This window comes from Rhizobium sp. IY2 (genome assembly GCF_047532935.1).
GTDB lineage: Bacteria > Pseudomonadota > Alphaproteobacteria > Rhizobiales > Rhizobiaceae > Rhizobium > Rhizobium anhuiense.
On record NZ_JBLKNU010000001.1, the window covers coordinates 351,598 to 377,134 of the forward strand.

General features: G+C 61.2%; 26 protein-coding genes, 1 tRNA gene and 2 pseudogenes. 18 read left to right on the top strand and 11 right to left on the bottom strand.

Features of this window, described 5'->3' with window-relative positions:
• Positions 1-35: 35 nt before the first annotated feature.
• A complete protein-coding gene (locus ACMUVN_RS01645) occupies positions 36-254 on the top strand; it encodes a helix-turn-helix domain-containing protein (protein ID WP_414814839.1) in 219 nt (72 codons plus the stop codon).
• A 10-nt stretch (positions 255-264) separates the two neighbouring features.
• Complete coding sequence (locus ACMUVN_RS01650) at positions 265-531, top strand: helix-turn-helix transcriptional regulator (RefSeq protein ID WP_044458832.1); 267 nt, start codon at positions 265-267, stop codon at positions 529-531.
• Positions 532-843: 312 nt separating this feature from the next.
• Here ACMUVN_RS01650 and ACMUVN_RS01655 read toward each other — a convergent pair whose 3' ends face one another.
• On the bottom strand, positions 844-1,026 hold the full coding sequence (locus tag ACMUVN_RS01655; RefSeq protein ID WP_414814840.1) for a hypothetical protein: 183 nt from the start codon (positions 1,024-1,026) through the stop codon (positions 844-846).
• Positions 1,027-1,132: 106 nt separating this feature from the next.
• Here ACMUVN_RS01655 and ACMUVN_RS01660 point away from each other — a divergent pair.
• Positions 1,133-1,474, top strand: a pseudogene (locus ACMUVN_RS01660) (tyrosine-type recombinase/integrase); the annotation flags it as partial.
• Positions 1,475-1,674: 200 nt separating this feature from the next.
• Here the strand turns inward: ACMUVN_RS01660 and ACMUVN_RS01665 are convergent.
• Positions 1,675-1,750: transfer RNA gene (locus ACMUVN_RS01665), tRNA-Ile, on the bottom strand.
• Between the two features lie 201 nt (positions 1,751-1,951).
• Between ACMUVN_RS01665 and ACMUVN_RS01670 the strand changes: the two genes are divergently transcribed.
• Positions 1,952-2,320, top strand: coding sequence for a response regulator (locus ACMUVN_RS01670; RefSeq protein ID WP_028756002.1), 369 nt, complete (start codon positions 1,952-1,954; stop codon positions 2,318-2,320).
• A 101-nt stretch (positions 2,321-2,421) separates the two neighbouring features.
• Here ACMUVN_RS01670 and ACMUVN_RS01675 read toward each other — a convergent pair whose 3' ends face one another.
• From ACMUVN_RS01675 to ACMUVN_RS01685, 3 genes are all read right to left on the bottom strand, one after another.
• Positions 2,422-2,613, bottom strand: coding sequence for a hypothetical protein (locus ACMUVN_RS01675; RefSeq protein ID WP_028756001.1), 192 nt, complete (start codon positions 2,611-2,613; stop codon positions 2,422-2,424).
• Positions 2,610-3,275 carry an acyl-homoserine-lactone synthase gene (locus ACMUVN_RS01680; RefSeq protein WP_063474578.1) on the bottom strand — a complete coding sequence of 222 codons (666 nt, stop codon included), beginning with the start codon at positions 3,273-3,275 and terminating at the stop codon, positions 2,610-2,612. The genes ACMUVN_RS01675 and ACMUVN_RS01680 overlap by 4 nt, the downstream gene beginning before the upstream one ends.
• A gap of 506 nt (positions 3,276-3,781) precedes the next feature.
• Positions 3,782-4,507: a LuxR family transcriptional regulator gene (locus tag ACMUVN_RS01685; RefSeq protein WP_063474579.1), complete on the bottom strand. Its 726-nt coding sequence runs from the start codon at positions 4,505-4,507 to the stop codon at positions 3,782-3,784.
• 123 nt (positions 4,508-4,630) lie between these two features.
• On the opposite strand from ACMUVN_RS01685, the gene ACMUVN_RS01690 reads away from it, so the two are divergent.
• Positions 4,631-4,825, top strand: coding sequence for a hypothetical protein (locus ACMUVN_RS01690; RefSeq protein WP_018242928.1), 195 nt, complete (start codon positions 4,631-4,633; stop codon positions 4,823-4,825).
• 711 nt (positions 4,826-5,536) lie between these two features.
• On the opposite strand, the gene ACMUVN_RS01695 is transcribed toward ACMUVN_RS01690, so the two are convergent.
• Positions 5,537-5,776 (bottom strand): DUF2934 domain-containing protein, encoded by a 240-nt coding sequence (locus tag ACMUVN_RS01695; RefSeq protein ID WP_028755998.1) that lies wholly within the window; start codon positions 5,774-5,776, stop codon positions 5,537-5,539.
• Positions 5,777-5,800: 24 nt separating this feature from the next.
• Positions 5,801-6,007: a hypothetical protein gene (locus ACMUVN_RS01700; RefSeq protein WP_028756342.1), complete on the bottom strand. Its 207-nt coding sequence runs from the start codon at positions 6,005-6,007 to the stop codon at positions 5,801-5,803.
• 357 nt (positions 6,008-6,364) lie between these two features.
• Between ACMUVN_RS01700 and ACMUVN_RS01705 the strand changes: the two genes are divergently transcribed.
• Entirely contained in the window at positions 6,365-6,748 is a 384-nt protein-coding gene (locus ACMUVN_RS01705; protein WP_028756343.1) for a hypothetical protein, read from the top strand.
• A gap of 169 nt (positions 6,749-6,917) precedes the next feature.
• Positions 6,918-7,331: a DUF4174 domain-containing protein gene (locus ACMUVN_RS01710; protein ID WP_028756344.1), complete on the top strand. Its 414-nt coding sequence runs from the start codon at positions 6,918-6,920 to the stop codon at positions 7,329-7,331.
• A 64-nt stretch (positions 7,332-7,395) separates the two neighbouring features.
• Here ACMUVN_RS01710 and ACMUVN_RS01715 read toward each other — a convergent pair whose 3' ends face one another.
• On the bottom strand, positions 7,396-8,106 hold the full coding sequence (locus ACMUVN_RS01715) for a GntR family transcriptional regulator (protein WP_047611771.1): 711 nt from the start codon (positions 8,104-8,106) through the stop codon (positions 7,396-7,398).
• A gap of 267 nt (positions 8,107-8,373) precedes the next feature.
• Between ACMUVN_RS01715 and ACMUVN_RS01720 the strand changes: the two are divergent.
• The 8 genes and pseudogenes from ACMUVN_RS01720 to ACMUVN_RS01755 all read left to right on the top strand — a co-directional run bounded on the left by ACMUVN_RS01720 (position 8,374) and on the right by ACMUVN_RS01755 (position 15,501).
• Positions 8,374-9,445: pseudogene (locus ACMUVN_RS01720) on the top strand (ABC transporter ATP-binding protein).
• Positions 9,446-9,498: 53 nt separating this feature from the next.
• Complete coding sequence (locus ACMUVN_RS01725; RefSeq protein ID WP_047611023.1) at positions 9,499-10,797, top strand: ABC transporter substrate-binding protein; 1,299 nt, start codon at positions 9,499-9,501, stop codon at positions 10,795-10,797.
• A 256-nt stretch (positions 10,798-11,053) separates the two neighbouring features.
• Positions 11,054-11,968 carry an ABC transporter permease gene (locus tag ACMUVN_RS01730; RefSeq protein ID WP_028756356.1) on the top strand — a complete coding sequence of 305 codons (915 nt, stop codon included), beginning with the start codon at positions 11,054-11,056 and terminating at the stop codon, positions 11,966-11,968.
• A 1-nt stretch (position 11,969) separates the two neighbouring features.
• Positions 11,970-12,791 (top strand): ABC transporter permease, encoded by an 822-nt coding sequence (locus tag ACMUVN_RS01735; protein ID WP_047614207.1) that lies wholly within the window; start codon positions 11,970-11,972, stop codon positions 12,789-12,791.
• A gap of 1 nt (position 12,792) precedes the next feature.
• Positions 12,793-13,536: an aspartate/glutamate racemase family protein gene (locus ACMUVN_RS01740; protein WP_047611020.1), complete on the top strand. Its 744-nt coding sequence runs from the start codon at positions 12,793-12,795 to the stop codon at positions 13,534-13,536.
• A gap of 3 nt (positions 13,537-13,539) precedes the next feature.
• Positions 13,540-14,151, top strand: coding sequence for a flavin reductase family protein (locus ACMUVN_RS01745; protein WP_184389070.1), 612 nt, complete (start codon positions 13,540-13,542; stop codon positions 14,149-14,151).
• A 96-nt stretch (positions 14,152-14,247) separates the two neighbouring features.
• Positions 14,248-14,745 carry a heme-degrading domain-containing protein gene (locus ACMUVN_RS01750; RefSeq protein WP_028756352.1) on the top strand — a complete coding sequence of 166 codons (498 nt, stop codon included), beginning with the start codon at positions 14,248-14,250 and terminating at the stop codon, positions 14,743-14,745.
• A 132-nt stretch (positions 14,746-14,877) separates the two neighbouring features.
• Entirely contained in the window at positions 14,878-15,501 is a 624-nt protein-coding gene (locus tag ACMUVN_RS01755) for a DUF2799 domain-containing protein (protein ID WP_028756351.1), read from the top strand.
• A gap of 3 nt (positions 15,502-15,504) precedes the next feature.
• Here ACMUVN_RS01755 and ACMUVN_RS01760 read toward each other — a convergent pair whose 3' ends face one another.
• Positions 15,505-16,764 carry an AGE family epimerase/isomerase gene (locus ACMUVN_RS01760; protein WP_184389073.1) on the bottom strand — a complete coding sequence of 420 codons (1,260 nt, stop codon included), beginning with the start codon at positions 16,762-16,764 and terminating at the stop codon, positions 15,505-15,507.
• 215 nt (positions 16,765-16,979) lie between these two features.
• Between ACMUVN_RS01760 and metH the strand changes: the two genes are divergently transcribed.
• Positions 16,980-20,753: a methionine synthase gene (gene metH, locus ACMUVN_RS01765; protein ID WP_414814841.1), complete on the top strand. Its 3,774-nt coding sequence runs from the start codon at positions 16,980-16,982 to the stop codon at positions 20,751-20,753.
• Positions 20,754-20,887: 134 nt separating this feature from the next.
• Here the strand turns inward: metH and ACMUVN_RS01770 are convergent, their stop codons facing one another.
• Together ACMUVN_RS01770 and ACMUVN_RS01775 are read right to left on the bottom strand one after the other, a co-directional pair.
• Positions 20,888-21,652, bottom strand: coding sequence for a GntR family transcriptional regulator (locus ACMUVN_RS01770; protein WP_414814842.1), 765 nt, complete (start codon positions 21,650-21,652; stop codon positions 20,888-20,890).
• The gene (locus ACMUVN_RS01775) at positions 21,649-22,530 is read right to left on the bottom strand and encodes a BadF/BadG/BcrA/BcrD ATPase family protein (RefSeq protein WP_414814843.1); all 882 of its coding nucleotides are present in this window, start codon (positions 22,528-22,530) and stop codon (positions 21,649-21,651) included. The genes ACMUVN_RS01770 and ACMUVN_RS01775 overlap by 4 nt, the downstream gene beginning before the upstream one ends.
• Before the next feature lie 519 nt (positions 22,531-23,049).
• On the opposite strand from ACMUVN_RS01775, the gene ACMUVN_RS01780 reads away from it, so the two are divergent.
• Together ACMUVN_RS01780 and ACMUVN_RS01785 are read left to right on the top strand one after the other, a co-directional pair.
• Positions 23,050-24,309 (top strand): ABC transporter substrate-binding protein, encoded by a 1,260-nt coding sequence (locus tag ACMUVN_RS01780; protein ID WP_414814844.1) that lies wholly within the window; start codon positions 23,050-23,052, stop codon positions 24,307-24,309.
• A gap of 272 nt (positions 24,310-24,581) precedes the next feature.
• Positions 24,582-25,529, top strand: a complete 948-nt coding sequence (locus tag ACMUVN_RS01785) for a carbohydrate ABC transporter permease (protein ID WP_414814845.1) — start codon at positions 24,582-24,584, stop codon at positions 25,527-25,529.
• The last annotated feature ends 8 nt before the right edge of the window (positions 25,530-25,537 follow it).

Consider the following 25,537-nt stretch of genomic DNA (forward strand, 5'->3'; position numbering starts at 1 on the left):
ATATCATTCTATCATCAGTTGGAGGTGAATTTCCAATGCAGGCGCAACTCTTGTCACCCAAACAACTTGCAGACCGTTCCGGATGGCCGGTCGCACGCATACGCAATCTGATTGCGAAGCAGGAAATCCGGCATGTGCGGATCGGCGGAAGTCTGTTTCTGCCGGAAAACGCGGTGGATGAGTATCTTGCGGCGAATATGATCGAGCCCAAGCAGAAGGCTTTGGCGCTTGCTCATAGCGCCTCCAGAGCGTGAGGAGCGGCACATGAAGCAGCAAGCTGAAGCGCTGGCCCCACGCCCCATTTACAAGGTCGCAGTCAGCCGCGTCCGTGCGGCGGAACTTCTCGACGTCTCGACGGGCACCTTTGACGACTGGGTTCGCCGTGGCCTTATGCCGAAAGGCGTGAAGATCGGCGCACTGCGCCGTTGGGATGCCGAGGAAATCCGCGCGTCCTGGTACGACATCAAAGAACAGGGCTTGAGCGGAGACGAAGACGATGGCGAAAACCCGTTTGATCACGCGGTTGGGTAGCCAGCGCGTCCCCTTCAAATATTGCTCGCGGGATATCGACCGGCACGGCAATGAGCGGTTCTATCTCCGCCTGCCAAACATGCCGAAATATCGCATGACGTCCGCCTATCTGGACGAGGCTGGCAGCGTCACCCAAGCGTTTACCGAGGAATATCATCGCGTTCTGGCTGGCGATCGTGGCGAGAAAACTGTCCCGGTTTCCCGCCTAGAGCCGGGTTCGGTTCTTTGGCTGGTCGAGACCTATTATCGGTCCAAGGCGTTTCAAAGCCAGTCTCCGGCCACGCAGAAAGACAAGAAGAGCGTTCTCAATCGCTATTGCGTCAATGTGGGCGAACTGCCGTTCAAGAAGATTCGCAAATCCGACATCGAGGCCAGCCAGATGAAGCGCAGCGGCACGCCGGGCGCGGCTGACAAACTGGTGAAGTATCTAAAGGCGCTGTTCAATTGGGCTATCAGCGCCGAGCTGGCGACGTTCAACCCCGCGAATGGCGTCACCAAAATTCATAAGTCGCCCGGTTTCCACACCTGGAGCGAAGCGGAATTGGCGCGCTACCGCGCCGCCTATCCGCTCGGCTCGATGGCCCGGCTTGCAATGGAACTGATGCTGAATTTGGGGGTCAGACGCTCGGACCTTGTCAAGCTCGGCTGGCGGAACCTGATCGGCGGCCGGATCGAATTCATTCCCGAAAAGGGTTCCGGCAAATATGCGCAGTCGCTTAGCCTGCCTGTCACAGACGAGCTACGCGAGGCGTTGGACGCGATCACGCATGATCAGCCGACCTTCCTTGTCACCGAATACGGCAAGGCGTTCAGCGGGAACGGCTTCGGCAATAAGATGCGCCAGTGGTGCAATGATGCCGATTTGCCGGAATGCTCGTCGCACGGCCTCAGAAAGGCGTCCGCGACCATCCTCGCCGAGGCAGGTGCTACCGAACATCAGTTGATGGCGATCTTTGGCTGGTCTGATTCCAAGATGGCGCAGCACTACACGAAGGCCGCCCAGTCAAAACGGATTATCGATGCCGGTTTCGAGCGTCGGAAGACCTACGTGGCCCGCAAAAATGTCCCACTTTCATCGAGCCGGATTTCCGGTGAGACAAATCAAGGAAAAAATCATGGAAAAACAACGTCCGAAGACGGAAATGGTGGGCCCGGAGGGACTCGAACCCCCAACCAAGCGGTTATGAGCCGCCGGCTCTAACCATTGAGCTACAGGCCCTTGGCGCCGGGTGTCCGGCGCTTGGGTGCCGGGGCAATGGTTCCCGCGGCACGGGTTCCGCTCTAACGCAAATCGGGAAGAGCCACAAGCGGAGAGCGCACGCATCTGTGGACGATGCATATTTCGTGGGCAGCCACTGGAAGCTTCCCGCGCGGACCACAGTTATTCAAGTGACCTTCCGCATGAAAAGGGCGATCGCAGATGGTGGCTTTGAACAGTGCCGTGGTGCTCATCGTGGAGGATGAGCCGATGATCCGGTTCAATATCCTCGATGTGCTGGAGGATGTCGGCCACGTGGCGCTGGAGGCGGCGAATGCCGATGAGGCGCTGGTGGTGCTGAAGGGCAGGCAGGATGTCGATATCCTGTTCACCGACGTCAACATGGCCGGCTCGATGGACGGTCTCCAGCTTGCCAATCGGGTGAGGGCGATGCGGCCGAACATCGGCATCATCATCACCTCGGGCATGGTGCGGCTCGATCCGATGGCGCTACCCGCCAATACCGCTTTCCTGCCGAAGCCCTATATGCACGACACGTTGATTTCGACGATCAATTCCCTGATGACGTAGTAACACCGCGCAGCCGCAAAACGGGGACTGGTTTTGCGGCTGCGCGCGAGGCGCCGGGAGACATGGCTCGTCTTCAGGCACGGCGGAGGGGAACAGCGCCCTCAGCTGAAGCTGCTCTTCAGCGCCTCGTTCTCGTGATGGGCTTTCTTCTCGTAGATCGTGAACAGCGCCATCGAGAGGAGATAGGAGAGGAAGGGATCCCCTATCTGCGTAGCGAGGTCGCGGGATGCGAGAACATGGCGTTCCAGCGCGCCGATATCCTTCTGCGTGGCGGTTTCAGCGAGGCGGTTCATGCTGCCATCTCCAGGAATTGGGTCACGACCGAGCGAGCCGGCACGTGCCTGACATAAAGGGGTAGGGTGAGGCCGAGGGCGGCGCGCATCTTGCGCAGCACGCGGTCCGATACTTCGAAGGCGCCGCAGCAGACGGGATATTTGCCGTAGCCGTCGGCGCGGCCGAGTTCGTCCACTTCGGCGCCGGCGCGCTTGTAAACGCGCTTGAGGTAGGGCTCGTAGTTGGAAATCATCGTATGGATGCCGTGATCGAGCGCGCACTCGCAAAGCGCAAGCAGCATCATGGAGAAGGCGCGGCCGGCATCGATGCCGGGGAAATCCCGGGCGATCGCCTCTTCATCGATGCACATCCGCGTGCCTTCCCAGATGCCGGGGGCGATGAGATCGGCGGCATCGGGAAAGGTCTCGCGGAACACGTCGTAGAGAAGAGTCGGGCCCGTCGTCGGCATCAGGCGCATGCCGCCATAAAGACGGGTGCGGTTGTCGTTGCACCAGACGAGATAGGCGGGAGCCAGCGAATCGTAGCTGTCGCGTTCGTAAGGGCCGATGACGGGCACGTCCCAGCCGAGCGTATCGGCGAACACCTTCTTGCGCAGGCGAAACATCTGGTCGAGTACGGCAGCGTATTTCTGATACTCATGTGCCTGAATGATAACGAACATTTTGCCCTCCAGCGTTTTCAAGTTCGTGGAAGGCAGAATGGTTCAGGCGGGCCGGATCGGAAATTCCCTCAGATGGGCCCCCTCAGATGAGGGGGGCAGAGCCTGCCGCGCAAAATTGAGATCTTGCGATCACGACATGCGACGACAAACGAGCTTGAGCTTTTCCTGGTCAGCTTGAAGCATTCTGCCGGAGCAGGTTTTCGTGAGGGCAAAGGCGATTGGCGACGGGCATACCTCAAGATACGTCCGAGCCTATCGCCTCTGCCCCGGCGTAGAGATGCCCGGCCCACCGGCCGCACTGCTTCGCCATGCGAAGCAACAGGTGCGTCCGGCGATTCTAAACTCTTGCAGATTTGCCAGGCAAATCTGCCGGAGGGTTGGCTGAAACGGGCCGGCTGATCGACCGGTCGGCTTGGCCGTAGAGCCGGGCTACGCCGCGCGCCGGCGGGTCGACCATCCGACTCCGTTTGAGCCAACAGAATGCTTCAATCTGACCAGGAAAGGCTCTAGGGATTGATGATGCGCAATTGCACGGCCCGCGAGGCGGCGGCCGAGATCGTCGCGCAGCCGAGCTTGAAGCGGGCGGTCTTCAGATAATCGCGCGTGGTGTGCTCGGATATGCCCAGGATGACCGAAATATCCTTGTAGTCCTTGCCGAGCGCCGTCCAGTGCAGGCATTCGATTTCGCGCGGCGACAGTGCCGGCACCGGATCGTTCTCGCCATGCAGCTCGTAGACGGCCTTGCGGTGGATCAGGTGAGCGATCTCGAGCCATTCGTTGCGGCAAAGGCGGACGAGTTCGGCCCATTGGTCAGCCGGTATGCGGGCATTCATCGACAGGAGGGCGCGGCGCTGCGCCTTGTCGGCGACGGGAATGGAGTAGCCGTTGCCGCCGATGCCGTGCTTCTGGGCGTCGACCAGCATGGCATAGGCCTCCGGCGTCGGCTCGACCTCGCTCCAGTCGAAGGGCAGCTGGCGTTCGAAGCCCTCTTTGACGATCGGATCGACCTTCACATAGCTGTTCAGGAGGTAGCGGGAGACCCAGGCATCCGGATAGGTGGTGCGCACGAAGGGCGAATCGATCTTGCTGGCGATCGTCTGGGCGAGATGGTATGTGACGAAATCGAGGCCATATTCCGCCTGCAGAATGCGGATGGCGGCATCCACATTGGCCGCGGCCTTGATCTGTTCGAAAGCGGACTCGAACTTTTCGCTATAGGTATTCTCAATCATTTCCACTGCCCCAATTCCCTCAATCCTACCGCGAGGGCCGTCATAAATACAAGGCATCCCCACATATGCGGGGAATGACAATTCGGGTCCCATCTGCTAGCGCCTGTCATGAGGAGACCTCATATGGACAGCAAGAGACCATTCGAGATTGCCGAATGCCAACAGGCCGCCAAGGGCCTGAAATCCAGCTGGCAGGACATGGCAGGCTCCGAAGCGCTGATCCGCGCCCTCGTTGCCGAACGCAACGGCGACAGGCCACTGGCACTGTTCTGGACCGAGGTTCACCGGGCGCTCTGCCAGGAAACCAACGCTTTCTGACGATCGGCCTTCCCGAACGGCTCAGCCTTTTCTCCGCAATTCAGGCAGGACACCCACGCCGGTCGGCAGGCAAATCCCACAGCCTTTCTGCTCTGCAAAACTGCCGATGAATACGTCTTCATTCATGTCGTGATTCGATTTGGCGGTGAAAGGATCGGACTCTGCGTTCTGGATCTATGGTTAAGAAATCCGCATTATTTCATCGACTTGTTCCGAAACGAGTGATGGAGACTTTGCGGCGGGAGCGATGATGTTTGTGGAAACGGTTACGCCGTGCGGTCGCTGACGCTCTCTTGCGAAAGGCAAGCCGAGCCCTCTTTCCATCCTGAAGTGCCAGGGCTCCGAAGAGCAAGGCCGGCCACCGGGGTCCGCTCCGGCTATACATGCGGCCGCAGCACCCATCACCCGCCTCCGTCCTTCGAGGCTCCGGCCTTCGGCCTGCGCATCTCAGGATGAGGGTTGATTGGTGTGTGGCGTGGCAGCGGCTGATCGGCGGCCGTGTGGCAGGCGGGCGATCGGTATGCCGTGTGGTACTGAGTGGTGCCGTGCAGAGTCTGGCTTGCCGTTCTGCTCTCCGGGGAGGCAAGCGGCGACGCCGCTCCCCCTCATCCTGATGCGCCCCGCAGGGGCCTCTAAGGACGAGGCCGCCACGGGGGGCTCCGGCAATGGACGAGCACTGCCGAACGGCTGAAGCCGGCTTGGGATAGGGGGTCAGCCGACCATTGTGGAAGGATTGACCCAGTCTTGCCGCGGCATTTCGGGCTGCTGCGATCTCGGGCGAAACTTCACCAGCACCTCGCGGCCATCGGAAGAGGCCTTCGTGCGCTCAAGCGCATCGCGTTCGGCAACCGCCTGGCGCCAGTGTTCGTCGTCGCGGCCAATGGGCCGGCCCTGTTCTTCCCAGATCGCGTAAGCTCTTTTGCTGATCCATTCGTGGCGTCTGTCGCTCATCTATCCATTCCACTCGTCAAAGTGTTATTCGGCAATTCTGTCCGGCAGAACCGGCGACCGGCGTTTGGCTGCCATCAGCAGGTCGAGTTCGATAGAGGAGGGCCCGAAACGGGTGAACAGGCTTTCGGCCTGATCGCTCAGCAGGCCATATTTGGAAGCGAATTCATCAAGGCTATAGGGGCGGCCGCGCAGGATTCTGCTTCGGCGCTCCGGCTCACGGATTTGCGTCATTGGTGATAACCCCAGACTGTTTTGCGAATTATGAGAACAAAACAAATTACAACGACAAAGGTTCCGTGATTTTTCAGGGTTTTTTCGCCTCGTCGTACCGTTTTGGGGCGCCTGAATGCGGGTGGCATGAATTTTCCAAAAGGGTGCTGCCTGAGAAAATTTCGCCTAAAAAATGCAGGAATTTCAGCCGGTTATGAAATTGGCTTTCGCGGCGGCCGATAAATGGCTTTATCCCCGGCACGTTACTCTATAGAATCAATCGTGTTATTCGGTCCGCAGGGGCAATATTTTCCGTTCCCGCGTTGATGCCGACCGATACCGGAGGACTTGGCTTCAATCCAACAAGAGGAGACAGACATGATGAATGCACTGCCGCCACTTCATAACGGCCACGCGCCGTTTACCCTCCAGCAATTGTTCCGCGAAGCGCTCTATGCCTTCGAGGAATGGGATAGCGAATTGACCGAGCCGATCGTGACCCACGAAGGACGGATCATCCCCATCAGCTTCGTTTTCGAAGCCATGCGCGAATGCACCGACATCGTGCCGATGAATATCGTCGGCGCCGTCACCGAACGGCTGACCAAGCCGTGGGAGGGCGAAGGCCCGCTCGACCAGATGACCTTCTCGACGGCGGCACGCGTCATGCGCGTGCTGGTGCGCAAGCGCCTTCTCGCCAACGGCACGGCGGATCTCGTCGCCGTTTCGGCCCACGCGGCCGAAGACCAGAGCCGCGACTGACAGGACGAGGATCGCGGCCATGGCTGCGATCCTTTTCCGCTTTTCGGCGGAACCTCGCTCATCCCCAGCCGTTTAGTCCGCACAGCCCGCCACTACGGCGCCTCGCGTCTTCGGACGCGCAATTCTGTACGCGCAATTCTGTAGTGATGACGGCCGAGGAACGAGCATCATGCTGAAATCCATCGTTCATGAAATCATCGGCGCATCCAGGCATGAGCCGGAGCTTCCGCAATCGCTGGAGCAGTTTCGCGACAGGAAGCGGGTATTGATCATCTTCGCCGACGCGCAAGACGACCGTCCAATCATTCAGGACGAATGGCTGCGCAAGGCGCAAATGCGCCTCATCGAGGAAGACGTCGAGGTATTCACCATTGCCGGCGGCGGCGCGTTCGCGCTGTTCGACGATGACTGGGAGCTCGATGCCGACGATATTCGCGCGCGGCTGCAGGGACCGCCGGCCGGTGAGTTCGGCCTGATCCTGATTGGGCGCGACGGAACCGTCCGACTGCGGTCGAGCGAGCCGCAAACCGCGGAGGAAATTTTCGCGGCCTTCGAGACGCTGCCGAAGGAGACACCCTGGTAAGGCTTCAGCCTTCGGTCTGAAACGAAAGCGGGGGTGGCGAAAGCTGCGCTCCCCCTTTGCGTGTTCAGAGCTCGAAGGCTTCCTTGAGGCCGAGGCTCTTGCGTTCGCGCAGATCGAGGTCGGCCTCGATATGGGCGATATGATGCAGCATCAGCTGGCAGGCGCGGTCGAGTTCCTTGACTTCGATCGCCGAAATGATGTCGCCATGTTCGGAGTGGCCGCAGCTCGATGCGGTCGACTGGCCATAGAGCGCAATGACGAGGGATGAGCGGGCAACGAGTTCCTCCATGAAGCGCTGCATGATGGCATTGCCGGATATCGCCGCCAGCGTCAGGTGAAAATCGCCCGATGCCTTGATCTCGGCTCGGCGCGCCGTCTGGCCGCGCTCGCTCATCAGGCGGCCTTCTTCCAGCAGCAGCTGTCTCAGATGGGCGATGTCATCCGGCGTGATCCGGGCGGCTGCCTCGCGCAATATGCCGGGTTCGACGAGCCGGCGGGCGGAAAAGATCTGGCGCGCCTCATCAGGCGAGGGATAAGCGACGAAAGCGCCGCGGTTCTTCTCGACGCTGACGAGGCCTTCATAGGAGAGTGCCTGCAGGGCGGCGCGGGCAAGCGTGCGGCTGACATTGAAGAGATTGCCGACATCGCTTTCCGAAAGCTTGGTACCGGGCGAGAGCCTGCGCTCGACGATCGCTTCGCGAATGGCATCGCGGATCTGTTGCGCGCCGGTCTCGGCGGAGTCGTCGGCCTGCTGAGCCTTGGCAGCGGATTTCATGAAATCGATTTCCTGATGGTCGGCAAACCATATCCGTGTTCGCGGCAAAAGTTAAATAGAATTTGTGCCCGAAGTGACGCTGAAATTGTATACGATCTTTTGCACAAATCGCGCACGATAGCCTAAATCGTGAGCAGATGCGGTTCTGCCTATAATTCGCCCTTGAAACTTCTGTTGATATAAAATCCTTATTTCGCAACGGTTTGATGCAGAAAACTGCATTTGGCACGGCAGATGCATCGTCTTTTTCGAACAGGGGAAGGCATGATGTCGAAAGCGGCAGAGATCGATATAGTATCCGTTTCGAAGGTCTATGGCGCGACGACGGCCGTCCATGCGATCAGCCTGAAAATTCCGGCCGGCTCCTATTGCTGCTTCCTCGGCCCGTCGGGCTGCGGCAAGACCTCGACGCTGCGCATGATCGCCGGCCACGAGAGCATTTCGTCGGGCGATATTCGGCTCGGCAATGTCGTGGTCACCGACTTTCCGCCGGCCAGGCGTGGCACGGCGATGATGTTCCAGTCCTACGCGCTGTTCCCGCATCTCGACCTGATCGACAACGTCGCCTTCAGCCTGAAGATGAAAGGCGTCGACAAGCAGGAGCGGCGGGCGAAGGCGCGCGAGATGCTCAAACTGATGCAGATGGAGGCCTATGCCAGCAGGCGTCCGGCCCAGCTTTCCGGCGGCCAGCAACAGCGCGTGGCGCTGGCGCGCGCGCTGATCACCGATCCGGAAGCGCTGCTGCTCGATGAGCCGTTGTCGGCGCTCGATCCGTTCCTGAAGATCCGCATGCGCGCAGAAGTCGCTCGGCATCACCTTCGTGCACGTCACCCACAGCCAGGAAGAGGCGATGGCGCTCGCCGATGTCATCGTCATCATGAATGACGGCCGGATCGAGCAGGCCGCAGCACCCCGCGAGGTCTTCGAACGGCCGGCGACGGCCTTCGTCGCGCGCTTCATGGGCGATCACAATGTGCTGTCCGGCCAGGTGACATCGAGCGAAAACGGGGTGCTGGTCATGACGGTGCCGGAGGGGCAGAGCTTTTCCGTGCGCGGGACGGGCAGGGAGGTCGGCGAGCGCGTCGATATCGGCATCCGCACCGATCGCGTGCGCCTGCAGGTGGCGACCGAATGGACGCTCGGCTTCAACGGCATCGTCTCCAACATCGAATATCGCGGCTCTTCCGTGAAGATCACCGTTATCGGCGCCGGCAGCGACGATTTCACCGTCATATCAGACGACGGCGACTATTTCGCCCGGCCGGTCGCCGTCGGCGACACCGTCGCGCTCAGCTGGGCGCTCGAGGATGCCGTGCTTCTCGGCCGCTCCTCGGCGTGAGCCATCACCATCAAGAACCATGAACCTTCCATATCAAGAAAAGGGGAACTGACATGACGACTGAAACGACATCGACCAAGGCGGAGAAGGGTCTGTCCCGCCGCACACTGCTGAAGACCGGCGCTGCCGCCGTCGGCGCCATCGCCGGCTCCGGCGCTATCACCGGCTTTCCGACAATCTGGGCGCAGACGAACATCACGCTTCGCCAGTTCGGCACCGGTGTTTCCAACATCAACGCCATCGCCGAGAAGTGCAAAGCCGATCTCGGCATCACGCTGGAGATGACGGCGACCGATTCCGACGCCGCCGCCCAGCGCGCCGTCACCCAGCCCGACAGCTACGACATTGCCGATATCGAATACTGGATCGCCAAGAAGGTGTTCCCGACAGGCGTCCTGCAGCCGATGGACGTCAAGAAGCTGAAATATTACGACAAGATCGTGCCGCTGTTCATCAACGGCAAGCTGAAGCCGGAAAGCGTCATCGCCCAGGGCACGGCGCCGCACACGGTCGGCTTCGTCGAGGCTCCGGGCGCCAAGACCTTTGCCAAGGAACCGACGCAGTGGATGACGATGGTTCCGACCATCTACAATGCCGATACGCTCGGCATCCGCCCCGATCTCGTCGGCCGCGATATTTCGAGCTGGGCCGACATCATGGATCCGAAGTTCAAGGGCAAGACTTCGATCCTCAACATCCCGTCGATCGGCATCATGGATGCTGCGATGATCATGGAGGCTATGGGCAACATCAAGTATGCCGACAAGGGCAACATGACCAAGGAAGAGATCGACAAGACGATCGAATTCCTCATCAAGGCTAAGGGCGACGGCCAGTTCCGCGCCTTCTGGAAGAGCTTCGACGAATCGGTCAACCTGATGGCATCGGGTGAAGTGGTCATCCAGTCCATGTGGTCGCCGGCCGTCGCCGCCGTCCGCTCCAAGGGTATCGCCTGCAAGTATCAGCCGCTCAAGGAAGGCTACCGCGCATGGGGCGGCGGCCTCGGCCTTGCCTCGCACCTCAAGGGCGCGCAGCTCGATGCGGCTTACGAATATATCAACTGGTACACGTCGGGCTGGGTCGGCGGCTACCTCAACCGCCAGGGCTACTATTCCGCCTGCATGGAAACGGCCAAGAACTTCATGACAGCCGACGAATGGGGCTACTGGATCGAGGGCAAGCCGGCACAGGGCGATATCCTGTCGCCTGAAGGCAAGGTCATGGAAAAGGCCGGCGCCGTTCGCGACGGCGGAGCCTTCGAAGCCCGCATGGGCGCGGTCGCCTGCTGGAACTCCGTCATGGACGAGGACCGCTACATGGTCCGCCGCTGGAACGAGTTCATCGCTGCGTAATGCGATTGCCGTTTTCCCCTCCCCAACCCTCGCCACAAGGGCGAGGGAGTCCGGAGGCGGTGCGGCAGAGAACTCCCTCCCCCTTGTGGGGAGGGTTGGGGAGGGGTCTTTTTTGAGCCCTCCCTGTCGGAAAGCCGGTGGCCCGGACGCCACCGCGATTCTCTTCTCCCCAGCGGGGAGAAGGTGCCGGCAGGCGGATGGAGGGGGCGGCACGCACCTTCGTTCCACTTGACGTAATCAGAACGGAGAACCGGATATGGCGACCATCGCAGCGGAAACGGAGGAGGACGGCCAGGGCGCGCGCGGCGGGCGTGGACTGAGGCTCTCCCCATCGGCGATATCCTATCTCCAGGCGACGCCGCTGTTCGCCATTCTCGGCTTCTTCTTCCTGCTGCCGATCGCCATGATCGCGGTCGTCAGCTTCTGGGACTACGATTTCGCCGGTCTCTACCCCGATTTCCTCACCATGAACTATACCGACACGCTCGGTTCGTGGGTGACGTGGAAGACCTATCTCAACACGTTGAAATTCACCGCGATCGTCTGGTCGCTGACGCTCGTCATCGGCTTCTGGGTCGCCTATTTCCTGGCCTTCCACATCCGCAAGACCTCAACGCAGATGATCCTCTTCCTCGTCTGCACCGTGCCGTTCATGACGTCGAACATCATCCGGATGATCTCGTGGATCCCGGTGCTCGGGCGCAACGGCCTGGTCAATTCGGCGCTGATCAAAATGGGCATCATTCCGCAGCCGATCGAATGGCTGCTCTATTCCGATTTCGCCGTCGTGCTCGCCATGGTGCATCTCTATACGCTGTTCATGGTGACGCCGATCTTCAACACGCTGATGCGCATCGACCGGTCGCTGTTCGAGGCGGCGCGCGATGCCGGTGCGTCGGGCTGGCAGATATTATGGAACGTCGTCATTCCGCTCGCCAAGCCCGGCATGGCGATCGGCACGATCTTCGTCGTGACGCTCGTCATGGCCGACTTTTCGACGGTGCAGGTGATGTCCGGCGGCCAGAGCGCCTCGGTGGCGCTGATGATGAAGAACCAGATGTCGCTGCTGCAATATCCGGCAGCGGCCGCCAATGCCGTGGTGCTGCTCGCCGTCGTGCTCCTGATGGTCGCGGCCATCCTGCGCGTCGTCGACATCCGCAAGGAGCTTTGAGATGAACCACGAAAAACGCGGCCTGGAATTCTATCTGCTGGCGATCTTCTTCATCATCTTCGTACTGTTTCTCTACGGCCCGCTTTCGGCGATCCTGATCCTTTCCTTCCAGGGACCGGACGGCGGCCTGACCTTCCCGATGAACGGCGTTTCCACCCATTGGTTCTTCAACCTGTTCGAGAAGCAGGCGGTCGGCGATTTCGGCGCCTCGTTCCGCCGTTCCTTCACCCTCGGGCTGATGGTGATGGCGGTGACGGTCGTCGTGTCGCTGCTTGCCGGGCTTGCCTTCCGCCGCCGCTTCCGCGGTTCGACCGCGCTGTTTTACGCCACGGTCGCAAGCCTCGTCGTGCCGTCGATCATCATCTCGCTCGGCATCGGCGTGGTCTTCCAGCAGGGAGGGCTGAAGCCCGCCTGGTATTCGTCGGCCTTCGGCGCGCATCTCACCTGGACGCTGCCCTTCGGCGTGCTGATCATGTTTGCCGTCTTCAACCGTTTCTCGCCGGCTTACGAAGAGGCGGCGCGCGATCTCGGCGCCAGCTCCTGGCAGACGTTCCGCCATGTCGTGCTGCCGATGATCGCGCCAAGCCTGATCGGCGTCGGCTTGTTCGGCTTCACGCTCTCCTATGACGAATTTGCCCGCACGCTGATGACCTCAGGCAGCTACAACACCTTGCCGCTCGAAATCTACGGCATGACGACCAACGTCACGACGCCGGTGCTCTATGCGCTCGGCACGGTGACGACGCTGTTTTCCTTCACCATCATTCTCATCGCCCTCGGTATCATGATGATGCTCAGCCGGCGGCAGGCAAAGATAAACTGATATGCGCATCCTCATCGTCAATCCGAACACAACGGCCTCCATGACCGAGAAGGCCGCGACCGCCGCGCGTGCGGTGGCAGCCTCCGGCACTGACATCATCGCCGCGACGTCGCGCATGGGGCCGGTTTCCATCGAGGGACATTACGACGGCGCGCTGGCGATCCCCGGTCTGCTCTCTGAACTCCAGGAGCGGCAGGCGGTCGGCTATGACGCGGCTGTGATCGCCTGCTTCGACGATACCGGGCTCGAAGCGGCACGGAGCTTTGCCGATGTGCCGATCCTCGGGCTTTGCGAATCCGCCGTGGTGACGGCGGGCTTCCTGGCGCAGCGCTTCACCGTGGTGACGACGCTGGAGCGCTCGCGGGTGCTGATCGACAATCTCGTGCGCCGCTACGGCATGGGCGAGCGCGCCAAGGTGCGGGCCTCCGACATCCCGGTGCTGGAGCTGGAAGATGCGGCCTCGGGCGCAATCGGCAAGCTCAGGGCCGAGATCGAGCGGGCGCTTTCAGAGGACGGCGCCGAGGCGATCGTGCTCGGCTGTGCCGGCATGACCGATCTGGCGCGCGAGCTGCAGGAGATCTACGGCGTGCCGGTCGTCGACGGCGTTGCGGCCGCCGTCAAGCAGGCCGAGGCGCTGGTGTCGCTCGGGCTTTCCACCAGCAAGCGCGGCTCCTATGCCTCGCCGCTGCCGAAACCCTTCAGCGGGGCGATGAGCGGTTTTGCGCCAGTCCGGAAAGCCGGCTGAGCCATGTCCGTTTCCTTCGATTTCAAACAGCTCACCGAGCGCGAACGCTACAAGCTGATGATCGGCACGATCATCCCGCGGCCGATCGCGCTGGTGACGACGGTGGATGAGGACGGCCGGATCAACGCCGCGCCCTTCAGCTTCTTCAACTGCCTTTCTGCCGATCCGCCGATCCTTGCGATCGGGGTCGAGAACAATGCCGACATGTCGTTCAAGGACACCGGCCACAATATCCGCATGACCGAGGTGTTCACGGTCAATATCGTCTCCTTCGCCATCGCCGAGGCGATGCATGTCTGCGGCGCCAAATATCCGCGCGGCGTCGACGAGCTGAAGGAAGCGGGGTTGACGGCGATGCCGGGCGAGAAGGTGGCATCGCCCTTCATCGCCGAAGCGCCGGCCGCCTTCGAATGCCGGCGGCATGTGACGCTGGAACTCGGCCGCTCGCGGCAGATCGTCATGGGTGAGATCGTCTATGCGCATTACCGCGACGGGGTCGTCGATCCGCAAAGGCTGCATGTCGATCCGGCAGCGGTCGATGCGATTGCAAGGCTCGGCGGCGATACCTGCGCCACCATCCGCGACCGTTTCGAGATGCTGACGCCGAAGCTCTGACGGGTGCGATAGGCCATAGGCCCAAGTTTTGCTTTACTTTTTCGGCTCCCGCGCGAATGGTCTGCACGGATTATCGCGGCAGAGGAGCGCTTACCCATGACAATCGAGAACGATCTCAGCCGGATCGCGGAGCAGGAGAAAGCGCTGAGCTTCGACGCTTTCGACCTGACGACGGCATGGCAGCTCGGCAAGCTCCTGCAGGAACTCGCCACCGAGCGCGGCCTCGGCATCGCGATCGATGTGACCTTGCATTCGATGCCGGTGTTTTACGCGGCACTCCCTGGCGTGACGCCCGATAACGTCAATTGGGTCCGCCGCAAGCGCAACATGGTGTTGCGCTATTTCCGCAGCAGCTATGCCTCCGGCCTGAAGTTGCAGAAGGACGGCAAGACGGTCGAAGACAATGGGCTTGATGGCGCCGACTATGCGCCGCATGGCGGCAGTTTTCCGATCAACGTCAAGGGCACCGGTTGCATCGGCGCCGTCACTGTCTCCGGCCTGCCGCAGCGCGACGACCACAATCTCGCGGTCGAGGCACTGGCGCTGATGCTGGCGAAGGATCTGGATACGTTGCGGCTTGCCCCGCCGCTCTGATGCGACCTTTCCTGCCGTGATTTTGACAGAAAAAAGCCATGAAAACTGCAAAATCGTGTCGCCGCTCCGGTGACGCGGCCCTATCCTGCGGCTAAGCTGCGGCATCGCACTCCTATTTTACCCCGGGACGCCATGATCCGCTTGTTTCTTGCGCTTGCCGCCATTGTCGGCTTCGGCCTTTTCCTTGCCTCCTGCAACACGCTGTCCAAGGAGGAATGCGTCGCCGCCGACTGGCGGGTGATCGGTGAGAGTGACGGGGCGGCGGGCTACGAGCCGCAGCAGCGTTTCGCCGCCCATGCGAAATCCTGCGAACGGGTCAAGATCATCCCCGATCAGTCGATCTGGTTCCAGGGCTATCAAGCGGGCCTGGTGCGCTACTGCACGCCGCTCAGCGGGCTTTCACGCGGCCAGGCGGGCAGCGGCTATGCCAATGTCTGCCCACCGGAAACCGCGCCGGGGTTCCTGCGCGGCTTCAACCTCGGCAGCAAGCAGCACGGGCTGCAGGAACGCCTCAACTCGATGCAGAACGACTATAGCTCCAAGGAGATGAGCATTGACGAGCTTTCCGACAAGCTGAGGGATGCCAAGGATGGCGACCGGTCGGAACTGCGCCGGCGGATCGAGGATCTGGAAGACGACATGCACGACATCCGCCGCGACCAGCGCGACGTGCAGGACGATCTCGACCGCGTCAACGAGGATGTCGAATGGTTCCAGCGCAACCCGAGCGCCGAACTGCCGGCGCCGGGTTACTGAAGCTCAGAGCTTGCCATTGGCCTCGGCGATGCCCTTCGTCAGGCTGCCGGTTGCCGGGAAGAGCGGAATGAGGCAGGCCTGCAGCGCGTGGTAGATATCGCCCTTGCCGGGGAAGAGCGAGTGCGAGGGCACGAGATCTTCCGTCAGTTCCTCATGCCAGCCGCCGTTCTTGTGGTCAATGAAGGCGCGCTCGATCACGTTCCAGATCTTGCGGTAGCTCTCCTCGTGGAAATCGCTCGGCAGATGTTCGTTGAGGAAATGGGCGGCAGCCGCACCTTCGCAGGCCGGCCACCAGAGCTTGTTGCGCTTGGCGGGCTTGTCGTCCCAGTCGAGCGTATAAAAGAAGCCGCCCTTGTCGTTGTCCCAGCCGAGCGCCATGGATTGGGCAAACAGCGCCTTGGCCGCATCCGGCATCCATTCGATGCGTTTGCCGCCGAGCGCCCAGAGCTGCAGGATGAGGCGAGCCCATTCCAGCCAATGACCGGGCGTCGTGCCGGCCGGGCGGAACATTTCGTTCGGATGATAATAGGTCTTGTCGAGATTCCATTCGGCGTCGAAATGCTCGGCGACGCGCCAGTCGACCGAACCGGCCGCGCGGCGGATGACGAGATCGGCGATGCTTTCGGCCTTGGTCAGATATTGCCTGTCGCCGGTCGCTTCGAAGGCCGCCATCAGCGCTTCGGTCAGATGCATGTTGGAGTTCTGGCCGCGATAGGCGCCGCCGTCGAGCGGCTGCCAGTCGGCGGTGAATTCCTCCGCGATTGCGCCGTGCTTGGCTTCCCAGAACTTTGTGTTGAGGATCTCGGTGATATCATTGAGCATGCCGTCGGCAAGCGGATGGCCGATGGTCTTTGCGGAGGAGGCGGCGAGCAGCACGAAAGCATGGCCATAGCCCTGCTTGTTGGAATCGACCGGACCGTCATTGTTAAGCGACCAGAAATAGCCGCCGTTTTTCCGGTCGCGATGATGGTTCCAGAGATAGTTCATGCCGTGGTCGGCGACGTCGGCAGCGCCCGGACGGCCGAGCAGGGCGCCGATCGAGAAGCAATGCACGGCGCGCGCGGCAATATGGATGCCGCGAACCTGGCCCTCGGCATCGAGCGGCCGGCCTCGGTCGTCGAGATCGTAGAAGCCGCCCTTGGGGTTGACCGAATTGTGCTGGAAGAAATCGAAGAGGCCGTTCGCCTGCTTGAGCAGCCAGTCGCGATGATAGGCGCGGGTCGTCCAGTTTCCAAGCGCGGCATTGCCGGTTGCGGGTGCCATGATGCTCCTCCGATTTCGTGCACAAGCGTTGCAAACGCCTATATAGAGGTCGGGCAAGCCTGTCATCGGTCTATCGCATCGGCCGTCCATTGCACGTCTGAAAAGGCGCGCGGCGCTGTAGCCTTGCAAAGCACGAAATCGATAGGCATATATTGACATAAAGATATCTTTATGTGATTTGGAAGTCTGGTCTTATGACGTCAAGGAGCCCTCCCGTGTTTGACAATCTCTTTGGTCCGGAAACGGGCAAGCGTGACGGCAGTGAAGTTTTCGCGGCTTTGAAACAAGCCGCGAGCGAACGCATCCTTGTCCTCGACGGCGCCATGGGCACACAGATCCAGGGGCTCGGCTATGACGAAGACCAGTTCCGCGGGACACGCTTCATCGGCTGCGCCTGTCACCAGAAGGGCAATAACGACCTTCTGATCCTGACCCAGCCGGACGCGATCGAAGAGATCCATTACAAATACGCCAAGGCCGGCGCCGACATTCTCGAGACCAACACCTTCTCCTCGACCCGCATCGCGCAGGCCGATTACGAGATGGAAGGTGCGGTCTACGACCTCAACAAGGAAGGTGCCGAGATCGTGCGCCGGGCGGCACAGCGCGCTGAGCGCGAGGACGGCCGCCGCCGCTTCGTCGCCGGCGCCATCGGCCCGACCAACCGCACCGCCTCGATCTCGCCCGATGTCAACAATCCCGGCTTTCGCGCCGTCACCTTCGACGATCTGCGTTCCGCCTATGGCGAGCAGATCGACGGCTTGATCGACGGCGGCGCCGACATCATCCTCATCGAGACGATCTTCGACACGCTGAACGCCAAGGCGGCGATCTTCGCCTGCGAGGAGCGCTTCGCGGCCAAGGGCGTGCGCCTGCCGGTGATGATCTCCGGCACGATCACCGATCTGTCCGGCCGCACCCTGTCCGGCCAGACGCCGTCGGCCTTCTGGAACTCGGTGCGCCATGCCAATCCCTTTACGATCGGTCTCAACTGCGCGCTCGGCGCCAACGCCATGCGCCCGCATCTGCAGGAACTTTCGGGCGTCGCCGACACCTTCATCTGCGCATATCCGAATGCCGGCCTGCCGAACGAATTCGGTCAATATGACGAAACGCCGGAGCTGATGGCCGCGCAGATCGACAGCTTCGCCCGCGAAGGCCTCGTCAATATCGTCGGTGGCTGCTGCGGTTCGACGCCGGAACATATCAGGGCGATCGCCGAGACCGTCGCCAAGTACAAGCCGCGGCCGATCCCCGAGCATCGTCCCTTCATGTCGCTGTCAGGCCTCGAACCTTTCGAGCTGACCAAGGACATTCCCTTCGTCAATGTCGGCGAGCGTACCAACGTCACCGGCTCGGCGAAGTTCCGCAAGCTGATCACCAATGCCGATTATACGGCAGCGCTCGACGTCGCCCGCGACCAGGTCGAGAACGGCGCGCAGGTGATCGACATCAACATGGACGAGGGCCTGATCGATTCCGAAAAGGCGATGGTCGAGTTCCTCAACCTGATCGCCGCCGAGCCTGACATCGCCCGCGTGCCCGTGATGATCGATTCGTCGAAGTTCTCGATCATCGAATCCGGCCTGAAGCGCGTCCAGGGCAAGCCGATCGTCAACTCGATCTCGCTGAAGGAAGGCGAGGAGAATTTCCTCGCCCAGGCGCGGCTGTTGCACAATTACGGGGCGGCCGTCGTCGTCATGGCCTTCGACGAGACCGGACAGGCCGACAGCTATGAGCGCAAGGTGGAAATCTGCACGCGCGCCTACAAGCTGCTGACCGAGAAGATCGGCTTCCCGCCCGAGGATATCATCTTCGATCCGAACATTTTCGCGGTCGCGACCGGCATCGAAGAGCACAATAATTACGGCGTCGATTTCATCGAGGCGACGCGGACGATCCGTGAGCGCATGCCGCTGGTGCATATTTCCGGCGGCGTTTCGAACCTGTCCTTCTCGTTCCGCGGCAACGAGCCGGTGCGCGAGGCGATGCACGCCGTGTTCCTCTACCACGCCATCCAGGCGGGCATGGACATGGGCATCGTCAATGCCGGCCAGCTGGCGGTCTACGACAACATCGATCCCGAGCTGCGCGAGACCTGCGAGGACGTGGTGCTGAACCGCCGCCCCGACGGCACCGAACGGCTGCTCGAAGTGGCCGAGCGCTTCCGCGGCGCCGGCGCCCGGGAAGGCCGGGTCCAGGATCTCTCCTGGCGCGAATGGAGTGTCGAGAAGCGTCTCGAACATGCGCTGGTCAACGGCATTACCGAATATATCGAGGCCGATACCGAGGAGGCGCGCCAGCAGGCCGCCCGGCCGCTGCATGTCATCGAGGGCCCGCTGATGGCCGGCATGAATGTCGTCGGCGATCTCTTCGGTTCGGGCAAGATGTTCCTGCCGCAGGTGGTCAAGTCGGCGCGTGTCATGAAGCAGGCGGTCGCCGTGCTGCTGCCCTACATGGAAGAGGAAAAGCGCCTCAACGGCGGCGAAGAGCGCCAGTCGGCCGGCAAGATCCTGATGGCGACGGTCAAGGGCGACGTGCACGATATCGGCAAGAACATCGTCGGCGTCGTGCTGGCCTGCAACAATTACGAGATCGTCGACCTCGGCGTCATGGTGCCGGCGACGAAGATCCTCGAAACGGCGATCGCCGAGAAGGTCGATGTCATCGGCCTTTCGGGCCTGATCACGCCGTCGCTCGACGAGATGGTGCACGTTGCGGCCGAGATGGAGCGGCAGGGTTTCAAGATCCCGCTCTTGATCGGCGGGGCGACGACCAGCCGCGTGCATACGGCCGTGAAGATTCACCCCGGCTACAACAACGGGCAGACGATCTATGTGACCGATGCCAGCCGCGCTGTTGGCGTCGTCTCGGCGCTGCTCTCGCCGGAGACCCGCCAGGGCTATGTCGACGATATAAGAGCCGAATATGCCAAGGTGGCGGCCGCCCATGCGCGCAGCGAGGCCGAGAAGGTGCGCCTGCCGTTGCCCCGGGCTCGCGAGAATGCGCACAAGATCGACTGGTCTGCCTACCAGCCGGTGAAGCCGCAATTCTTCGGCACGCGGGTGTTCGAGGATTACGATCTGGCCGAACTTGCCAAATATATCGACTGGACGCCGTTCTTCCAGACCTGGGAACTGCGCGGCCGTTACCCCGCCATTCTCGAAGACGAGAAGCAGGGCGAGGCAGCGCGCGCGCTCTGGACCGATGCGCAAGCCATGCTCAAGAAGATCATCGACGAGAAGTGGTTCCGCCCGCGCGCCGTCATCGGCTTCTGGCCGGCCGGCGCCGTCGGCGACGATATCCGGTTGTTCACCGACGAGAGCAGGAAGCAGGAGCTTGAGACCTTCTATACCCTGCGCCAGCAGCTTTCGAAGCGGGACGGGCGGCCAAACGTGGCGCTCTCCGACTTCGTCGCGCCTGTCACAAGCGGGGTTCAGGATTATGTCGGCGGCTTCGTGGTGACGGCCGGCATCGAGGAAATCGCCATTGCCGAGCGTTTCGAACGGGCGAACGATGATTATTCTTCGATCCTGGTCAAGGCGCTGGCCGACCGTTTCGCCGAAGCTTTTGCCGAGCGTATGCATGAGCAGGTGCGTCGAGAATATTGGGGCTATGCCAAGAACGAGACGCTCAGCAAAGAGGATCTCATCACCGAAGCCTATGCCGGCATCCGCCCCGCGCCCGGTTATCCCGCCCAGCCTGACCACACCGAAAAGGCAACGCTCTTCAAGCTGCTCGACGCTGAAAAAGCGGCCGGCGTGAAGCTGACGGAAAGTTATGCGATGTGGCCGGGTTCCTCGGTCTCCGGCCTCTATATCGGCCACCCCGACTCCTATTATTTCGGCGTCGCCAAGGTGGAGCGCGATCAGGTGGAAGACTATGCCAAGCGTAAGGGCATGGAGGTTTCCGAAGTCGAGCGCTGGCTCGGACCGGTGCTGAACTATGTGCCGCGCAAGGCGGATGAGGAGATCGAGGACGCGGCATAACCAGCCGTTTGGCGTCTTCCGCTGATAAAATGATTCAAGAAACGATGGAGCCGGAAAGTGAATCACTTTCTGGCTCCATGCTTTTGAAAATCAGGGAGATTATTCTCCGGAGCCGATGATGCCGGCTTTGCGGTTCAAGTCACAGCGATCGTCAGTTCCGCGACGAAATCATAGGCGTCGCCGCGATAGAGCGAGCGGGTGAATTCGACGGCGCGGCCGGAGGCGAGATAGGAGATGCGCTCGATCGACAAGCCGGCCGCACCGACCGAGACGCCGAGAAGCTGGGCGTCGGCTTCCTTCATGTTGGTTGCCGAGATGCGCTGCACCGCGCGCACGGGGCGGACCTGCAGGCGTTCGAGTTCGGCATAGAGCGAATTGGTGACGGCCGAGGGATCGGGCAGGAATTCGCCAGAGACGCTGGCATTCTCGATCGCCAGCGGCTGGTCGTCGGCGATGCGTAGGCGGGAGAGGCGCGAAACTTTTACGTCGGTGCCGAGGCCGAGAATCATCATCTCGTCGGGCGAGGGGGTGTGGATGCCCTTGTGCAGCCATTCGGAGCGGGAGGACATGCCGCGGCGCGCCATATCCTCGGTGAAGGAGGTCAGCTGCGACAGGCGCTGCTCGACCTTGGAGACCGGCTTGGCGACGAAGGTGCCCGAGCCGTGGCGGCGCACCAGCAGGCCGTCGGCGACCAATTCGTCGATCGCCTTGCGGACGGTGACGCGGCTGACCGCGGCAAATTCGGCGATGTCGCGTTCCGGCGGCAGCGCATCGCCGTGGCCGAGCGTGCCGGTGCGCACGGCTTCTTCGAGCATACGGCGCAGCTTGACGTAGAGCGGACCGGTGCCGCCTGCCTGCAGGCGCTCCAGGGAAAGGATGGTGGCGAGGTCGTCGCTCATGCCACACCTCTCTCGCTGTTCCGGAGCTTGACCGCAAGTTCCACCGCCCCCTGCAGGGCATCGCCTTTCGGTTTGGCAAGCAGCGACCTGTAACGCTCCGAAAGCCAGGGCTCGTAGGCTCCCGCAAGGCCGCCGAGCAGGCAGATCGTCGGGCATTCGGGCCAGAGCAGCGCCTCGAGGCTTTCGCCGATCGCCGTCGCGGCATCCGTGACGATACTGAGCGCAACAGTATCGCCCTTGGCCGCATGTTCGAAGACAACGGGCGCGTAGCGGGCAAAGTCCGTCGGTCTTGCGGAATGCGCGAATTCGACGATGCGCTCGGGATCGTTGCCATATTCGGCCATGACCATTTCGGTGATCGGCGATGCCGGTCGCACCCCGTCATGGGCGAGCAGCGATCGTTCCATGAGGTCGCGGCCGAGGCGGGCGCCGCTTGCCTGGTCGCCAACGACGAAACCCCAGCCACCGATGCCGTTCAGCCGGCCGTCCCTACGGGTATTATAGACCGAGCCGGTGCCGAAGGCGCCGACGACGCCGTCGGCATCGCCGAGCGCGCCCTGCAGGGCAATCAGCGCATCGGTGACGACGCGACCTTCGGCAAAGGGCAGGGCCGTTTCGATTCGTCTGCCGTAATCGCCGACATTGGCGCCGGCGACGCCGACGACTGATACAACAGAGGAAATGGTTTCAGCAGCAAGCCCGGCATCGCGTAGCGCTTGCCGGGCGGATTCGACGATATTGAGAAGAGAGTTTTCCAGATCCGACAGAATGTTGGCAGGGCCTGATTTGCCGCGGCCGATGACATTGCCGTTTCTGTCCGCGACTGCGGCCCGGCAGCTCGTTCCGCCGCCGTCTATGCCGATTGCAAGCTCCGTCATCGGGCCTCCGAATACGCCGTTCCCCATGTTCTTTAATACAATACCAAAAAAATACCATTTACCAAGTGGGAATGAGAGGGAAAATCAATCTTTTTATCTCATTGATTTTGCTTGATTTAATTTTTTAACGAATTTTCTCGGGTCGAAAAGTTAAATTCGGCTGGACAATTGGTATTTTTTTGGCATTAATTTGGCAAAAGGGAACAGCACTTCGAAGCCCACGAAAACCGGCAGCAAAGCCAAGCCGGAGCCGCTTCGAGGATGATCGAGAGAATGATCTGCCGGCTTGTCAGCTCGTGGTGAATTCAGGGATCCGTCGGCTTTCCCATCGTCATTTCGCCGCGCCCGGTTGAAGGGCGGGCAGTCCGGCCGCAGGCGATCCGCCTTCGTGTCCGTCGAGCTTTCGGGACCGGCATTGCTGGCGGTCCTCCAAGGGGCGTTGGTGTTTCCTCAGACACGCCATTGCTTGTTTCAGATCGAAAACAGCGCCTTCCGGCGCTTAAAACACAGGAGAGGGAAATGAAAAACACTGCTCTGAAAAGCTTGCTGCTTGCCTCCAGTCTGCTGAGTTCAGCGGGTCTCGTCCACGCCGCCGACGTTACGCTGACGGTCGAAAGCTGGCGTAACGACGACCTGCAGATCTGGCAGGAAAAGATCATCCCGGCCTTCGAAGCGAAGAACCCGGGCATCAAGATGGTCTTCTCGCCGACCGCGCCGACTGAATACAACGCCTCGCTGAACGCCAAGCTCGATGCCGGCTCCGCAGGCGATATCATCACCTGCCGTCCGTTCGATGCCTCGCTCGAACTCTTCAACAAGAAGCAGCTCGTCGACATCACCAGCCTGCCTGGCATGGAGAATTTCTCGCCGGTCGCCAAGGCCGCCTGGAGCACGGACGACGGCAAGTCGACCTTCTGCGTGCCGATGGCTTCGGTCATCCATGGCTTCATCTACAACAAGGATGCCTTCGACAAGCTCGGCATCTCGGTGCCGAAGACGCAGGATGAGTTCTACGCAGCGCTCGACAAGATCAAGGCCGACGGCACCTACATTCCGCTCGCCATGGGCACGAAGGACCTCTGGGAAGCCGCTACCATGGGCTACCAGAATATCGGTCCGAACTACTGGAAGGGTGAGGACGGCCGCGCCGCCCTGATCGCCGGCAAGCAGAAGCTGACCGACGCCGACTGGGTCAAGCCCTATGAAGAGCTTGCCAAGTGGAAGCCCTATCTCGGCGACGGTTTCGAAGCTCAGACCTACTCCGACAGCCAGAACCTGTTCACACTCGGCCGTGCCGCGATCTATCCGGCCGGCTCGTGGGAAATCTCGCTGTTCAACAGCCAGGCTCAGTTCAAGATGGGCGCCTTCCCGCCGCCGGTTCCGAAGGCCGGCGACACGGGCTACATCTCCGACCATCCGGATATCGGTGTCGCTCTGAACACCAAGAGCACGCATGCCGAGGAAGCCAAGAAGTTCCTCAGCTGGGTCGCTTCGCCGGAGTTCGCCGATATCTATGCCAACGCGCTGCCGGGCTTCTTCAGCCTGAACTCCAACCCGGTCAAGATGTCCGATCCGCTCGCTCAGGAATTCGTTTCCTGGCGCGGCCCGTACAAGTCGACCGTGCGCTCGACCTACCAGATCCTGTCGCGCGGCACGCCGAACCTCGAAAACGAGACCTGGGTCGAATCGGCCAATGTGATCAATGGCACGGATACGCCGGCGGTTGCTGCCGAAAAGCTCCAGAAGGGCCTCGACAGCTGGTACAAACCGGCCAAGTAACCGCAAAACCCCTCCCCAACCCCTCCCCACAAGGGGGAGGGGCTTAGCCTGCCGCAATTGCGGTTCTGGTGGGGCGGGGATCGCGCCGCGAGTCTTCTTCCCCCTTGTGGGAAAGATGGCCGGCAGGCCAGAAGGGGTCTTTCGTCACGCGGAGGCATGACGGTTCGCGATAGCGAAGAGGCACCCTGCCGGGTGGATGAAACCGAATTCCTGGCCCCAGGATCTATCTGCGCTGTGCTTCGATGCCAGCCGATAACAATAAGGCAAAAGCCATGAGCGAAACCGACAACGCGGCCGATATCGTCCCGATCAAGCGCCCGGTGCGCTGGCACATTTTCGTCTTCATGCTGCCGGCCCTGATCGTCTATTCCGCCGTCATGGTGCTGCCGCTCATCGAAACGCTCCGGTTGTCGCTCTACAATATGGTCGACGGGCAGCCGGCCTTCGTCGGACTGGCGAATTTCAAAGTGCTGTTCGGCGATCCGCGCTGGGCGCATGACTTCTGGAATGCGCTCGTCAACAACCTGATCTTCTTCGCCATCCACATGTGCGTGCAGAATCCGATCGGCGTGGCGCTTGCCGCCCTGCTTTCGGTGCCGAAGCTGCGCGGTGTCGCCTTCTATCGCACGGCAATGTTCCTGCCGACGCTCTTGTCCTTCGTCATCGTTGGTTTCATCTGGAAGCTCATCCTTTCGCCGATCTGGGGCGTGGCGCCCTGGATGCTCGATCTCATCGGCTTGAAATTCCTGTTCGCGCCCTGGCTCGGTAAGTCCGGTTCGGCGCTGATCGCGGTATCGCTAATCTCCAACTGGCAATATATCGGCATTCCGATGATGCTGATCTATGCCGCACTGCTGAGCATCCCTGAAGAGGTGATCGAGGCGGCCGAATGCGACGGCATTACCGGCTGGGCGCAATTCTGGAAGATCAAGCTGCCGCTCATCCTGCCGGCGATCGGCATCATCTCGATCCTGACCTTCGTCGGCAATTTCAACGCCTTCGATCTGATCTACACCGTGCAGGGGGCGCTCGCCGGGCCTGACATGTCGACCGACATTCTCGGCACTTTACTCTACCGCACCTTCTTCGGTTTCCAGCTTCAGCTCGGCGACCGCTCGATGGGCGCGACGATCGCCACGGTGATGTTCCTCATCATCCTCGCCGGCGTCTCGCTATATCTCTTCGTCATCCAGCGGCGCATGCGTCGCTACCAGTTCTGAGGAGCGCG

Bases quoted from the DNA above. Each gene is read 5' to 3' on its own strand.
- ACMUVN_RS01760 (WP_184389073.1), bottom strand. From the start codon at position 16,764: ATGGCACCCGCAACCGGCAATGCCGCGCTTGGAAACTGGACGACCCGC.
- ACMUVN_RS01715 (WP_047611771.1), bottom strand. From the start codon at position 8,106: ATGAAATCCGCTGCCAAGGCTCAGCAGGCCGACGACTCCGCCGAGACC.
- ACMUVN_RS01705 (WP_028756343.1), top strand. From the start codon at position 6,365: ATGATGAATGCACTGCCGCCACTTCATAACGGCCACGCGCCGTTTACC.
- ACMUVN_RS01645 (WP_414814839.1), top strand. From the start codon at position 36: ATGCAGGCGCAACTCTTGTCACCCAAACAACTTGCAGACCGTTCCGGA.
- ACMUVN_RS01730 (WP_028756356.1), top strand. From the start codon at position 11,054: ATGGCGACCATCGCAGCGGAAACGGAGGAGGACGGCCAGGGCGCGCGC.
- ACMUVN_RS01785 (WP_414814845.1), top strand. From the start codon at position 24,582: ATGAGCGAAACCGACAACGCGGCCGATATCGTCCCGATCAAGCGCCCG.
- ACMUVN_RS01710 (WP_028756344.1), top strand. From the start codon at position 6,918: ATGCTGAAATCCATCGTTCATGAAATCATCGGCGCATCCAGGCATGAG.
- ACMUVN_RS01700 (WP_028756342.1), bottom strand. From the start codon at position 6,007: ATGACGCAAATCCGTGAGCCGGAGCGCCGAAGCAGAATCCTGCGCGGC.
- ACMUVN_RS01690 (WP_018242928.1), top strand. From the start codon at position 4,631: ATGGACAGCAAGAGACCATTCGAGATTGCCGAATGCCAACAGGCCGCC.
- ACMUVN_RS01755 (WP_028756351.1), top strand. From the start codon at position 14,878: ATGATCCGCTTGTTTCTTGCGCTTGCCGCCATTGTCGGCTTCGGCCTT.
- ACMUVN_RS01735 (WP_047614207.1), top strand. From the start codon at position 11,970: ATGAACCACGAAAAACGCGGCCTGGAATTCTATCTGCTGGCGATCTTC.
- ACMUVN_RS01750 (WP_028756352.1), top strand. From the start codon at position 14,248: ATGACAATCGAGAACGATCTCAGCCGGATCGCGGAGCAGGAGAAAGCG.
- ACMUVN_RS01775 (WP_414814843.1), bottom strand. From the start codon at position 22,530: ATGACGGAGCTTGCAATCGGCATAGACGGCGGCGGAACGAGCTGCCGG.
- ACMUVN_RS01680 (WP_063474578.1), bottom strand. From the start codon at position 3,275: ATGTTCGTTATCATTCAGGCACATGAGTATCAGAAATACGCTGCCGTA.
- ACMUVN_RS01695 (WP_028755998.1), bottom strand. From the start codon at position 5,776: ATGAGCGACAGACGCCACGAATGGATCAGCAAAAGAGCTTACGCGATC.
- ACMUVN_RS01675 (WP_028756001.1), bottom strand. From the start codon at position 2,613: ATGAACCGCCTCGCTGAAACCGCCACGCAGAAGGATATCGGCGCGCTG.
- ACMUVN_RS01650 (WP_044458832.1), top strand. From the start codon at position 265: ATGAAGCAGCAAGCTGAAGCGCTGGCCCCACGCCCCATTTACAAGGTC.
- ACMUVN_RS01670 (WP_028756002.1), top strand. From the start codon at position 1,952: ATGGTGGCTTTGAACAGTGCCGTGGTGCTCATCGTGGAGGATGAGCCG.
- ACMUVN_RS01780 (WP_414814844.1), top strand. From the start codon at position 23,050: ATGAAAAACACTGCTCTGAAAAGCTTGCTGCTTGCCTCCAGTCTGCTG.
- ACMUVN_RS01685 (WP_063474579.1), bottom strand. From the start codon at position 4,507: ATGATTGAGAATACCTATAGCGAAAAGTTCGAGTCCGCTTTCGAACAG.
- ACMUVN_RS01740 (WP_047611020.1), top strand. From the start codon at position 12,793: ATGCGCATCCTCATCGTCAATCCGAACACAACGGCCTCCATGACCGAG.
- ACMUVN_RS01770 (WP_414814842.1), bottom strand. From the start codon at position 21,652: ATGAGCGACGACCTCGCCACCATCCTTTCCCTGGAGCGCCTGCAGGCA.
- ACMUVN_RS01725 (WP_047611023.1), top strand. From the start codon at position 9,499: ATGACGACTGAAACGACATCGACCAAGGCGGAGAAGGGTCTGTCCCGC.
- ACMUVN_RS01745 (WP_184389070.1), top strand. From the start codon at position 13,540: ATGTCCGTTTCCTTCGATTTCAAACAGCTCACCGAGCGCGAACGCTAC.